Source organism: Bacillus sp. JJ1609 (assembly GCF_036967045.1).
GTDB lineage: Bacteria > Bacillota > Bacilli > Bacillales > Cytobacillaceae > Mesobacillus.
On record NZ_JBALSS010000006.1, the window covers coordinates 163,301 to 175,312 of the forward strand.

Annotated in this window: 12 protein-coding genes; 9 read left to right on the forward strand and 3 right to left on the reverse strand. The window is 40.5% G+C overall.

The window, feature by feature from the left end; genetic code table 11:
- Positions 1-146: 146 nt before the first annotated feature.
- Both V7654_RS05420 and V7654_RS05425 read right to left on the reverse strand, forming a co-directional pair.
- Entirely contained in the window at positions 147-482 is a 336-nt protein-coding gene (locus V7654_RS05420; protein WP_335429115.1) for an ArsR/SmtB family transcription factor, read from the reverse strand.
- Complete coding sequence (locus V7654_RS05425; RefSeq protein ID WP_335429116.1) at positions 457-2,256, reverse strand: SulP family inorganic anion transporter; 1,800 nt, start codon at positions 2,254-2,256, stop codon at positions 457-459. The genes V7654_RS05420 and V7654_RS05425 overlap by 26 nt, the downstream gene beginning before the upstream one ends.
- A gap of 577 nt (positions 2,257-2,833) precedes the next feature.
- Between V7654_RS05425 and V7654_RS05430 the strand changes: the two genes are divergently transcribed.
- The 7 genes from V7654_RS05430 (at position 2,834) to V7654_RS05460 (ending at position 8,002) form a co-directional block, all read left to right on the forward strand.
- On the forward strand, positions 2,834-3,547 hold the full coding sequence (locus V7654_RS05430) for an MOSC domain-containing protein (protein WP_335429117.1): 714 nt from the start codon (positions 2,834-2,836) through the stop codon (positions 3,545-3,547).
- A gap of 348 nt (positions 3,548-3,895) precedes the next feature.
- On the forward strand, positions 3,896-4,429 hold the full coding sequence (locus tag V7654_RS05435; RefSeq protein WP_335429119.1) for a sigma-70 family RNA polymerase sigma factor: 534 nt from the start codon (positions 3,896-3,898) through the stop codon (positions 4,427-4,429).
- Complete coding sequence (locus tag V7654_RS05440; RefSeq protein ID WP_335429120.1) at positions 4,413-5,390, forward strand: DUF4179 domain-containing protein; 978 nt, start codon at positions 4,413-4,415, stop codon at positions 5,388-5,390. The genes V7654_RS05435 and V7654_RS05440 overlap by 17 nt, the downstream gene beginning before the upstream one ends.
- 179 nt (positions 5,391-5,569) lie before the next feature.
- The gene (locus V7654_RS05445; protein ID WP_335429121.1) at positions 5,570-5,908 is read left to right on the forward strand and encodes a rhodanese-like domain-containing protein; all 339 of its coding nucleotides are present in this window, start codon (positions 5,570-5,572) and stop codon (positions 5,906-5,908) included.
- A 352-nt stretch (positions 5,909-6,260) separates the two neighbouring features.
- The gene (locus V7654_RS05450; RefSeq protein WP_335429123.1) at positions 6,261-6,635 is read left to right on the forward strand and encodes a nuclear transport factor 2 family protein; all 375 of its coding nucleotides are present in this window, start codon (positions 6,261-6,263) and stop codon (positions 6,633-6,635) included.
- A 118-nt stretch (positions 6,636-6,753) separates the two neighbouring features.
- Positions 6,754-7,320, forward strand: a complete 567-nt coding sequence (locus V7654_RS05455) for a DUF4256 domain-containing protein (RefSeq protein ID WP_335429124.1) — start codon at positions 6,754-6,756, stop codon at positions 7,318-7,320.
- A 292-nt stretch (positions 7,321-7,612) separates the two neighbouring features.
- Positions 7,613-8,002, forward strand: coding sequence for a cupredoxin domain-containing protein (locus V7654_RS05460; RefSeq protein ID WP_335429125.1), 390 nt, complete (start codon positions 7,613-7,615; stop codon positions 8,000-8,002).
- A gap of 210 nt (positions 8,003-8,212) precedes the next feature.
- Here V7654_RS05460 and V7654_RS05465 read toward each other — a convergent pair whose 3' ends face one another.
- A complete protein-coding gene (locus tag V7654_RS05465) occupies positions 8,213-8,773 on the reverse strand; it encodes a CBO0543 family protein (RefSeq protein WP_335429126.1) in 561 nt (186 codons plus the stop codon).
- A 376-nt stretch (positions 8,774-9,149) separates the two neighbouring features.
- Between V7654_RS05465 and V7654_RS05470 the strand changes: the two genes are divergently transcribed.
- Complete coding sequence (locus tag V7654_RS05470) at positions 9,150-9,884, forward strand: YwaF family protein (RefSeq protein ID WP_335429128.1); 735 nt, start codon at positions 9,150-9,152, stop codon at positions 9,882-9,884.
- Between the two features lie 579 nt (positions 9,885-10,463).
- Complete coding sequence (putP, locus tag V7654_RS05475; RefSeq protein WP_335429131.1) at positions 10,464-11,933, forward strand: sodium/proline symporter PutP; 1,470 nt, start codon at positions 10,464-10,466, stop codon at positions 11,931-11,933.
- Positions 11,934-12,012 lie beyond the last annotated feature (79 nt).

Here is a 12,012-nt window from a genome sequence, read left to right on the forward strand (position 1 = left end):
CTGAGTGGTGATGAGAGCCCGTCTGAAGTCGAAGCTAACATATTCTCTTCGATGATCTTAAGAGTCTTTAAAATGAACCAATCTTCAACGATAAGATGATTCAAATAGATGGAAAGCACGCTTCCGTCACGAAGGCGTGCTTTCTTTCAATTCGCATTCTCATCATTAAACTTATCCAGCATATTGATCGTTTCCACTAAATGGTTATTAAAGATTTGTCTGGCAACGGCAAGAAGATCAACAATCATGGGATCACGAAGGGTATAAATGACACGGTTGCCTTCTTTCGTGCCTGTGACGATATTTTTCCCGCGGAGGATGGTCAACTGTTGGGAAACGGCTGATCCTTCGCTTCCAGCGAGATTCTGGATTTCATTGACACTCTTATCTCCTTCAGCCAATAGCTCAAGGATCTTTATCCTGAGAGGATGGGCTAGTGCTTTGAAAAATTCCGCTTTAAATTGCTGCATCTCCAGGTTCAATCAAATTGCCTCCTTTCTCATTTTTGGAACATGAGAACCGTCCCCATGTTTCTTCTGCTGCGCCTGAAAGGGTTGAACATTCTCTGAATGCGAGGTGTTTGCAGCCGAGGCACTGGTGTTTGTTTATTTGCGATAATCCGTACTTGATGGCGTCCCCGGTGTGGTCAAAGAAATGATTTTCTCCTATCAATTGATATAGGCCTGTTTTTACTAATACTTTTTTAGGCTGAAGGTTGATACCGGATATGAGGACGATCCCATGTTTTGAAAAATGGCGGACGATACTTGATAAATGGGCTTCGCCGGTTGTATCCATGAATGGAACTTTTCCCATTCTTAATAGAAGGATTCTTGGTTTAAAATGGATGGTTTCCATGATGGTTTGTTCAAATGTTTGCGCAGCCCCGAAAAATAGCGGTCCTTCCACGTTATAGATACTGATTTGCGGGCAATCATGCGAATCAGAAACGATTTGGGGCTGGACTTTCTCTTGCTTGCTATTCGGATTTGGCAAAGCCTTTGCAGTTACCATTATATCACTCATTCTTTTTGTGAAAATAATAACCGCTAAAACGAGACCTGCCTCGACAGCCAGTGTCAAATTGAAAAACACGGTTAACAAGAAGGTAATGACCAGGACGAGTGTATCTTCCGTGCGTGATTTTACCATATGGAAAAATACGTGACGTTCACTCATATTCCAGGCGACGATCATTAAAATCGGCGCCATGCTTGCAAGAGGAATCCTTGATGCGAAAGGTGCAAAAAGCAATAGAACTAAAAGCACGACGATTCCATGGGTAATCCCGGAAAGAGGGGAAGCGGCGCCATTTTTTATATTAGTAGCCGTTCGTGCGATTGCTCCGGTTGCAGGGATACCCCCGAACAGAGGCGTGACCATATTGGCGAAGCCCTGCCCGACTAATTCCCGATTACTGTTGTGCTTGCTATTTGTCATGCCATCAGCCACTACTGCCGATAAAAGCGACTCGATCGCACCAAGCAAGGCAATCACAAATGCCGGGCCGATAAGTGTCTGGACCCGATCGAATGACATCTTTGGAATCGCAAACTTAGGCAGAGTGCTGGGGATGTCTCCAAAGGTTGAACCAATGGTCGCAACATGCTGCGGGTAAAAGAAGCTTGCAGCCAGGGTGGACAAAACCAGTCCAATCAGTGGTCCCGGGATTTTCGGAAATAGCTTGGGAGTGAGCAATACCGTGAATAAGCAAATTCCGGCAGTGAGGATACTGTATAGATTAATGGTATCAATATGAATGATGATTTCATTCACGTTCTCAAGAAAGTATTCGTGCTTCTCATCACCGGTTAGGCCTAAGAAATTCGGGATTTGCCCGGCAAAAATAATCACCGCAATCCCCGAGGTAAAACCAATCGTAACCGGCCGGGGAATGAATTTGATCAGTGACCCCATTTTAAAAATTCCCATCAGAACTAAAATAATCCCCGCCATAAATCCTGCGATCAATAGGTTCTCAAAACCATAGGTCATGACGATCCCAAACAAGATGGGAATAAATGCACCAGTCGGCCCGCCAATCTGATACTTTGAGCCTCCCAATAATGAAATCAGGATTCCTGCAATAATCGTCGTATAGATTCCGTGCTCGGGCTTAACGCCTGAGGCAATGGCAAACGCCATTCCCAGAGGAATCGCGATAACGCCCACGACAATCCCAGATATAATGTCCTTTTGGAAAGACTGAACTGAGTAACCCTGATACCTTCCGCTAAAAACCCACTTACGCTGCATTTTTACCCTTCCTTATTTTTAATATTTGTATCTTTGATTATTTGAATATACATAGTTAAAATCTACACCCGGTCGAGAGTTATGTCAAAGGCTTTTTTTAAAGGCTCTTTGAAGTGATATTGTTGATATTTTACATAAAAAAGAAGACCATCTTTTTGATAACGGGTTCTCTTTTGGAGTACAAAACACTAAAAAGCAGCACAAATAGCCACCTAATTCGCATATGAATTAGATGGCTTGTTATTGCTGAAATATCAATGATTTTTGGGTTTTTATTACGTGATTTAGCACGATGACAATAATCATTGTCACACTGTTATTTGGTATGCTAATTCAATTGCTAATCGACTCACCAAACAAAGTGCTAAATTCCGTTGAAAAGGATTAAACGGTTTCTAAATCGAATATAAAGTAAGGTTATAACGAGTGAATCTTATTCCACAAACGTAGCAGGATTGTTGAATAAGGGATTTTAAGGTTAATATTTCTTATTCAACTTAAGCATCTCTTTAAGATGGAGAAATGTCTTTTTTTATTGAAGTGAAGGGCGATAAGTTAGGAAACGGGGGTAAAAACATTGGATGATAAAAATCAAATTGTAGGTAAAGTGAAAGAAATCCGACGATTCCCTGTAAAATCAATTTTAGGGGAGATATTACAAACCGTTTCAATTGATAAACGAGGACTCAATGGGGATCGTCTGTGGGCGATAAAGAATATAAATGGAAAATTTGGTAGCGGTAAAACAACACGTCGTTTTCAACACATGGATGGTTTATTTAATTATAAAGCAAGATATGAGGATACTACTCCAATTATAACTATGCCCGATGGCACAGATTATCGAGGTGACGATAATACTGTTAACGAAAAGTTGTCTGAGAGTCTCGGATATCAAGTAACTTTGGCACGAGAGGAGTCAATATCCCATTTTGATGAAGGCCCAATTAGCATCATTACTACTTCTGCGTTACGAAAGGTGAGTCAGGAACTAGGAGAGGCAGTTGACCCTCGACGTTTCAGAGCAAACTTATTGATCGATACAGAATCAACGGGATGCCTTGAAGATCATTGGGTGAATCAACTAATCCTAGTTGGCTCGTCAGTTATCCTAAGAGTTGTTGCTCTTCTTCAAAGGTGTATAATGGTGAACAATTCTCAAGAGGAACTAAAACAGGATAAACGGTTACTCCGATACTTGGTTAATAACCACGAATCTACTTTTGGTGTATGGGCAAAGGTTGAACGCTTCGGTAAGATAAATATTGACGATAAGATAATCTTAGTATAAGTTAATCGTTGTTCAACAATCGGGTGCGATTGCTGAATAAGCCTAAAAAATCGGTTCCAATTTGAACCACATACAAACGTTAAAAGCACTGCAAAATTGCAGTGCTTTTTTACTTGCTAATTTATATGCGATTTACGATGTTTTTTAACTTTTTGTACTCCGATAGAGAACCCCGTTATCTGTGGTTTTTCAAAATGTTATTTTTTCCGTTATCTATGCCCTATCCCCACGATCTTGTATTATCCTAATTATATGAACTTTCCAGTTTGTTGAAAAAATAGTAATGAACGTGAACCGAACCGGCGTGTCTGCCATCTAATAGATAGATTAAAAAGAGGAGGGGAACTTTTGGCTAGTGAACGAGATGTGAAAAAAGCACAAAAGGGGGACAAGAAAGCTTTTGTGCGGATTGTGAAGGATGCCGAAGAGGTGCTCTATAAGGTAGCGAACTCGATCCTGCAGAACGATGAGGACTGTGCTGATGCCATCCAGGAGGCTATATTAAAAGCCTATAGTTCCATTACTACATTACGTGATGTACGAATCTTCAAGACATGGATGGTGAGGATCGTGATTAACTGCAGCTATGAGATTTTGAGAAAAAATAAGAAAATAATTCCGATGCAGGAGTGGATGGAGCCTGCTTCGCCAGATGACCGTTCAACCTTTGAGGTGAAAGATGCCCTGAAATCATTGGAGGAGGACTTACGGGTTCCCGTAACGCTGTATTACCTTGAGGAATGGAATGTGCGGGAGATTGCAGAAGCAATGGAGATTCCGGAGGGTACCGTGAAGTCACGTCTAAGCCGGGCAAGGCACAAGCTATCGCAATACCTGGGTTCAGAAACTGAAAGGAGTGTACAAAATGGCAGAAAATCATGATCAGAAATTGGGAGAAACGTTACGGAAGATGGAAAATGGGATGCCGGATCAAGTACGCCACCGGATTGATGAAACACTGTCCAGCCTTCCAGAACGAAAGAAGAAATGGAAAAAGCCATCCATGATTGCTAGCGGAATTGTGGCAAGCTTAGCCATTCTTTTGGGAACCGGTTTTACTAATAGCACGATGGCGCAGGTGCTGCAAAGCATCCCATTCGTTGAATCCGTCTTCAAGCTGGCAGGAGACAATACATTGAAAACGACCGTGGAAAAAGGGCTTGCTGAAAAAGTCAATAAGAGTGCTGCGGATGAAGGTATTACCGTGACAGTGAATGAAGCTATCTATGATGGGACGCGCATTTCTGTTGGGTATGTCGTTCAGTCCGACACGATTCTTGATGAAAACGTGAATCCCTCAATCAATTTTACCGTCGACGGAAAACGAATTGAAAATTATGGTGTGGGAGGAAGCAGCGAACGATATGATGACCATGTGGTGCTCGGTGTCATGCACATAGATGTATCAGATCCTCTCCCAAGTGAATTCGATTTAGGAGTGAATATCAAAAAGCTTGGTGAGAGTGAAGGGGAATGGAACGTTCAGTTTCCAGTGAAGGAAATGAGTTCTGAGAACAAGGTAATCCTCCCAATTGAGAAGAAATCGAGTGGTGACATTACGGTGATCCTTGAGAAGGTCACGTTTGCTCCAACGTCAACCGAGGTTGTTTATAAGCTGAAGCAGCCGAGTGATCGTGAAATGGAGTTGAGCTTCGAATTGTTGGGAAGCAACGGAGAACAAGTGGAACCTCTTTCCCTGTTCAAGAAAGAAGATACATTCAAGGTGTCATACGAACCGTTCAACAATATTCCCGAAACAATCACATTTCGACCACAATCCCGGCATGATAGGGAAACAGATCAGATCCTTGAAAAACTGGAGATCACTCTAGGAGTAAACTAAGAGAAAAAACCAAATCCGCTTTAGGGTTTGGTTTTTTTACCGTGATCGAGACGATTCTTCCCGACTTTATTTGCAATCCCAAGAAACGAACCTGCCCGTTAGCCCTGGGATGCAGCTTTGTAAGCACGGAAATTTGATATAATGAACCCAAAGAATGAACTGAAAGGGGCACGAACAGAATGACCATAAGAAAAATTTCCGCAGAAGAACTATACGAAAAAGTAAAAAATGATAACGAAATCATGCTTTTAGACGTAAGAGCAGAGGAAAAATACAAAGACTATCATATTGAAGAAGCAGGCATAAAGAATATCAACCTACCGAAGAATTTCATTTTTGAAAACAATGGCGAATCCGTTCAAGCGTTGCCTAAGGATAAAGAAATCATTGTAACATGTACAACAGGGAATTCTGCCACAAAGTGTGCGAATATCCTGTCTGAAAAGGACTATGATGTAGTCGTATTAGATGGCGGAGTGACTGCCTGGAAGAGTTTTTTAGAAACGAAGAATGAATGATTAGTTAAAGGAGCGATGGGGAGATTCGCTCCTTTTTTTGGGGGTTTAAGTCAGGTAATATTATTAGCTGTTCACTTTAGTAAAACTTTGACCTTAGCGGAGAAATGGGACATATCCATACTCGCCAAAGATTCGAATAATCATGGATAATTCTTATTTAGCTGTTGGGGAAGGTTCTAGAAGGAATAATCTAAAAATCGTAGAACTTCTTAATGTACAAGTTAGCAATAAAACAATTGATATCTAATGTAACTAACAAGTAGTTTTACGCAAAATAAAGGCTTGTAGCTTAGAAAGCTAGATAGACAAATTACATAACAAGGGTAACACTTTTAAGAAGGGATGACTGACAATGAAGAATTCTCTAAAAGAAATCGCAGTGTCGTTTTTACAACTGGTTGCGTCGGGGGAAGTGCGCGAAGCATACCGCAGGTACATTAGTCCGGATTTCCGTCATCATAATCCCTTTTTCCAGGGAGATGCTGACTCTCTGATGCTCGCAATGGAAGAGAACGGCGCCGAGAATCCTAACAAAATACTTGAAGTAAAACGTGTCATCGAAGATGGGGATCTTGTTGCGGTTCACTCCCATGTAAAACAAAAGCAAGATGACCTTGGGGCAGCAGTGGTTCATATCTTCCGCTTCCAAAATAACGTCATCGTCGAATTGTGGGATGTGGGTCAGCCCATACCAGAGAATTCTCCGAATGAAAATGGCGTGTTCTGATAGAGGTTTTTGTTGTTATGCTAACGCGTGAGTATATACAACAAGAAGTTACGCTTTTTTATTAACGGATCAGTTTAGTCCTTATACAATCATGAGTAAAAACAAGGAGGAAACGAATATGACAAAGAGAAATAAGGAGTTGTCACCAGAACAACGAGATGAACTACTCGGAACTTTGAAAGAGCGATTTGAGAAAAACATGAACCGGCATGAAGGGCTTGAATGGGCTAAAGTACAAGCCAAGCTCGAAGCGAATACTGAAAAACTGTGGTCGCTCAATGAAATGGAAGGCACTGGCGGTGAACCGGATGTGGTTGGCCAGGATAAAGAGACGGGCGAATACATCTTTTATGATTGTTCAGCGGAAAGTCCTAAAGATCGCAGAAGTGTTTGTTACGACCGAGAAGCACTGGAGTCACGGAAAAAACACAAACCGGAAAATAGCGCTATGAATATGGCAACTGCCATGGGCATTGAACTTTTAACGGAAGAACAATACCGGGAGCTGCAGGAACTTGGGAATTTCGATCTGAAAACGTCTAGCTGGGTGCAAACACCTGCCAATATTAGAAAACTTGGCGGGGCAATCTTTTGTGATCGCCGCTATGATACTGTCTTTATGTACCACAATGGAGCTGATTCCTACTATGCGGCAAGAGGTTTCCGCGGTTCGCTAAGGGTCTGAATTTTGCACAGACAGCTAAATCTGAATTTGAGAACAGGAAAGGCTTTAATATCAATATTCAACTATTGGGTGCGAGAGTTGAAGTTGGGATTGCTGAGGCGAACCTTTTTTAGTGAGCTAACATGGCAGGTTAATTGAAGAAGAATGGATTCCAGAAGATCGCCATTAGTGTCGATCTTTTTTCTTTGTCACTGTTTCATATAAAGAGTTACTATTTGAAGCACGTTGGAGATTTATAGTGATATTATTTTATGAATTGGAAAAAATAGTATTAGGAAAGGAGGTATTGTGAATGTCAGTGAAAAAGTGGTTAACTGGATTGGTCGTTTTGCTTGCGATGACTATGGTTTTGACAACTCCAGGCTCACTCAGTGTATTTGCGGAATCCGGTGTCTTAACACAGCCTATTGAGTCTGAGAAAGCGATTGAGGTCGAGATGAACGATGTTTACTTTAATCCGAAAGTCATTACTATTCCGAATGGAAGAACGACAACGTTAATATTGAAAAACAAAGGTAAGAAAGCGCACACCTTCACAGTGGAAAAGCTCAGAATTGACACCGAAGTCCAGCCTGGAAAAGAAATAACCATTACCGTTAAACCGGAAATGCCCGGTACATATGAACTGATCTGTCGGTTCCATTTCCAGCAAGGGATGGTTGGACAAGTAATAGTCGAATAACAAGCAGGGCCAATCGAGCCTTGCTTTTTTAATAGGCAACGGTCACGTACTTATGATGACCCGGTTTGAACCATGAATTATTAAGGTACTTATTTATTAAAATCTTTATTGTGCTAACGGGGGCAGGTTGAAAGAAGGCTTACAATATACAGATTGGTTTCGTTTTTTCAAAGGAGAATAAGGAAGCAAAAATTGCTTCCTTATGTTGTATTAATTTTTTAATCTCTTAAAGCTATCCACCTGAACGATGGTATACGCAGCATAATAAAGAAAGAAGAATATACAAAAATCATAAAAAGAAGACCAATTTTTAGGATTATAAAAGCCAGTTGCCTTAAAGAAATTCATACCTAAAAAGGCAGCAATGGCTGAGAAAATCACACCTTTTAAAAAGGAATTCATATTCGGTTTTATTTGTAACGCAAACATAATCCCTACAGGTGCTAAAGAAAAGTGATATGGTAAAAATAAAAAGGGAGCAAGTGGGATCATGACCAATGGGTAAGACCAAAGCCCAGACGATAAAGCAGCAAGGTCTATCGAAAGTGATAATATGATTGTCAATAATCCACCCAAAAGCAGACGCCCTGTGCTTTCCTTATTTCTCAAAATGAACCAAATAATCCACGGGATTATAAAAAGGGAGATACCAAACCACCACTGCCAAGTGAATAGAAAATCATCCCTCACTATTTTCGCAAATAAGGAACTGGTATCAGTTAATTGATTATAAGCCTTTTCTGAATGAGTGATTCCTTCCTTGAATGACATTTCTTATGCTCCCCTAGAAAGTTAGTAATTGTATTTTTTTCCTAATAATAGCTGTTTATGTATCATTAGAGACTTATTGGAAAATTATATTTAATTACCTCATGAAACCCTGCAAATCAAAACAATACGAGAGCGAATTTACTTACGAATTACTTCTGCTATTTTAGCTGCTTTTATATGCGTTTTGATTCCCCAAAAATAGAACGGTTTACTTTTTTAGTGATTTTTAGTCGTCCGTATTATAAGGCCAGCCAGAAATTTCTGGCTGGCCGTTTTTTATATGGCTTTATCACTGGGTGGCTGGAGCAGACCGTATAAAAATTAAATAGACCGGACACCTTATGTTTGTTCAATAATCAAACTAGGGGTGGAATTAATGGAGTGGTTTGGCCTCAGTAATGAATCATTTGATTTTGATATGTTTTCTAGAAGTCACTTTGTTGTATTGGCCATCTTTTTTCTTACTATAGGCGTTATTTTTCTATATAGAACAAATATGAATGGTGACAAATGGAGAAGAACTGAAATTGGAGTAACTTTTAGTTTGGTTTTCATGGAGATCATGAATCACGTATGGATGCTGGTGAATGGGGTCTGGAAAATAGGCCGTTCCATGCCGTTGGAATTGTGTAATATTGGCCTCATATTATGCGTGATTTTGCTTTTGACTAGAAAAAAATTAGTCTTTGAATTATTATTTTTTATTTCGCTATTGGGTGCTACACAAGCGATTATAACTCCTGCGTTAACATACGATTTTCCTCACTTTCGATTTTTCCACTTTTTCTATGCGCATATGATGATTGTTTGGGTAACCTTATATTTTACATGGGCAAAAGGATATTACCCAACATTCCGTTCTGTGATCAAACTTATTGTTTTTATTAATTTGCTATTGCCTGTTATCTTGTTCGTTAATAAACGAGCGGAGGGGAATTACTGGTTTTTACGCCATAAGCCTGAAACCCCAAGTTTCCTGGATGTGCTTGGACCCTATCCATTGTATATTTTTTCGTTGGAAAGTTTATTGATCGTTTTAAGTGTAGTCGCATGGTTAGTCTTACGAAAAAGAGAGAAGAGCCATTTGGAAGGTCCTCAAGCTGATTACTAGGTTTAATTTTAGAATGAATTTTAAGGTGCTCGGCTAGTCACAACGCCTTGATAGACTAAATAAAAAAGGAAAGGATTCAGTGCCGAAAAGGTCTGAGTTCTTTTCATTTTCAGCAGGTTTAGAAAATCTGATAAGAAAGCTAGAATCACCTAATTTATAATTTCTGAGCATTCCTAATATAATTACTTCAATTAAATTTGAAACCGCCTTCATCCCTAAAAGCTTGGTAGCTGCAACAGTTTTGTGCTTCTCTTATTTTCCGCACTTTCCTTGAAACGATATGGAATCTTTGTTAGGTTAAGTAACCGTAGCCCCCCTTGAGGCGGCAAAAAAACTTGGACGGCATAATTAACATATTTATTTTTTGCGTGGTTCGACCTGGCGCCCTTTAATAAAAGTAGTTTTTATTGTTATTTTGGGAGCTCTTTTCGAGATATTTCTGAACAACGATAGCTTTTAAAAACATAAAAATCCAGAAGCCGATTTTTACTCTAGAGTGTAATAGCTAGAAGTTTACGAAAAGAGCCTAAACCACTATGTTAATTATTTCGTTTAGGGAAAACGAATAGGAGAGATTTGGTGAATTTTGAAGTATTTATTTCTTTGGGCATTTATTTTATAGCGATGTTATTAATTGGGTTTTATGCTTATCGGAAGACATCTAACCTGAATGATTATATGCTAGGAGGCCGTGGTCTGGGGCCATCTGTAACAGCTCTTTCTGCAGGTGCGTCAGATATGAGTGGCTGGATGCTGATGGGATTGCCAGGCGCCATGTATACGACTGGGCTTTCAAGTGCCTGGTTGGCAATTGGATTATCGATTGGTGCCTATTTAAACTACCTCATTCTAGCTCCAAGACTGCGAACTTATACAGAATTAGCAAATGATTCAATTACGATCCCCGATTTTCTTGAAAACCGCTTTTCGGATCATACTAAGATTCTTCGATCGGTTTCAGCGATTGTGATCATCGTCTTCTTTACGCTTTATACATCTGCCGGTTTTGTTTCTGGCGGTACGTTATTCGAATCAGCATTCGGGCTCGATTATCGAATTGGTTTATTTGTAACAGCGGGTGTTGTCATTGTCTATACGCTGTTCGGCGGATTCCTTGCTGTAAGTTTGACTGACTTTGTACAAGGCTTGATCATGTTTGTTGCACTTATCCTTGTACCGGTCGTGGCTTTTACCGACCTTGGTGGTACGGCAAATGTAATGGATAGTGTTCAAAAGATTGATCCTACATTAATGGATATCTTTAAAGGAACATCCGTGATTGGCATTATGTCCTTTTTAGCCTGGGGGTTGGGATATTTCGGTCAGCCTCACATTATCGTCCGCTTTATGGCGATTAACTCAATTGAGGAGCTTAAGCCTGCCCGCCGAATCGCTATGGGCTGGATGATCATTTCGATTATCGGCGCATTAGCAGTCGGTCTTGTTGGTATTGCTTATGTTTCAAAGAACAATGTCGCACTTGAAAATCCAGAAACGATTTTCATCCTGTTTTCAAATATCCTTTTCCATCCTTATATCACTGGTTTCCTGCTTGCGGCAATTTTAGCTGCAATCATGAGTACAATTTCTTCACAATTACTCGTTACATCCAGTGCATTAACGGAGGACTTTTACAAAGCATTCTTCCGCCGCAAAGCATCGGATAAGGAATTAGTGTTTGTCGGCAGAATGTCCGTTTTACTTGTAGCGTTAGTTGGGATCGGACTTTCGTATACGCCAAAGGATTCCATTCTTTCATTAGTAGGTAATGCGTGGGCAGGATTCGGCTCTGCATTTGGTCCGGCAATCCTGCTAAGCCTTTACTGGAAGCGAATGAACCGCTGGGGTGCATTAGCCGGCATTATTGTTGGTGCTGCTACAGTCATGGTCTGGATCAGCGTTCCAGCATTGAAAGGCTTAATGTATGAAATGATTCCAGGCTTCTTCTTGAGCCTTATCGCCGTCGTTGCAGTAAGTCTAATGACAAATAAGCCAGGAAAAGCCGTGCGGGAAGAATTTAATGAAATGGAAGAGATTATGTCTAACTAAAGTGAACATGGGGACGGTTCTCGCGTTTTAAGTGAAACGCGAGAACCGTCCCCATTTTTCTTGTCCAGCTCCAGCGCCT

Bases quoted from the DNA above. Each gene is read 5' to 3' on its own strand.
- V7654_RS05460 (WP_335429125.1), top strand. From the start codon at position 7,613: ATGTCAGTGAAAAAGTGGTTAACTGGATTGGTCGTTTTGCTTGCGATG.
- V7654_RS05425 (WP_335429116.1), bottom strand. From the start codon at position 2,256: ATGCAGCGTAAGTGGGTTTTTAGCGGAAGGTATCAGGGTTACTCAGTT.
- V7654_RS05455 (WP_335429124.1), top strand. From the start codon at position 6,754: ATGACAAAGAGAAATAAGGAGTTGTCACCAGAACAACGAGATGAACTA.
- V7654_RS05445 (WP_335429121.1), top strand. From the start codon at position 5,570: ATGACCATAAGAAAAATTTCCGCAGAAGAACTATACGAAAAAGTAAAA.
- V7654_RS05450 (WP_335429123.1), top strand. From the start codon at position 6,261: ATGAAGAATTCTCTAAAAGAAATCGCAGTGTCGTTTTTACAACTGGTT.
- V7654_RS05465 (WP_335429126.1), bottom strand. From the start codon at position 8,773: ATGTCATTCAAGGAAGGAATCACTCATTCAGAAAAGGCTTATAATCAA.
- V7654_RS05470 (WP_335429128.1), top strand. From the start codon at position 9,150: ATGGAGTGGTTTGGCCTCAGTAATGAATCATTTGATTTTGATATGTTT.
- V7654_RS05440 (WP_335429120.1), top strand. From the start codon at position 4,413: ATGGCAGAAAATCATGATCAGAAATTGGGAGAAACGTTACGGAAGATG.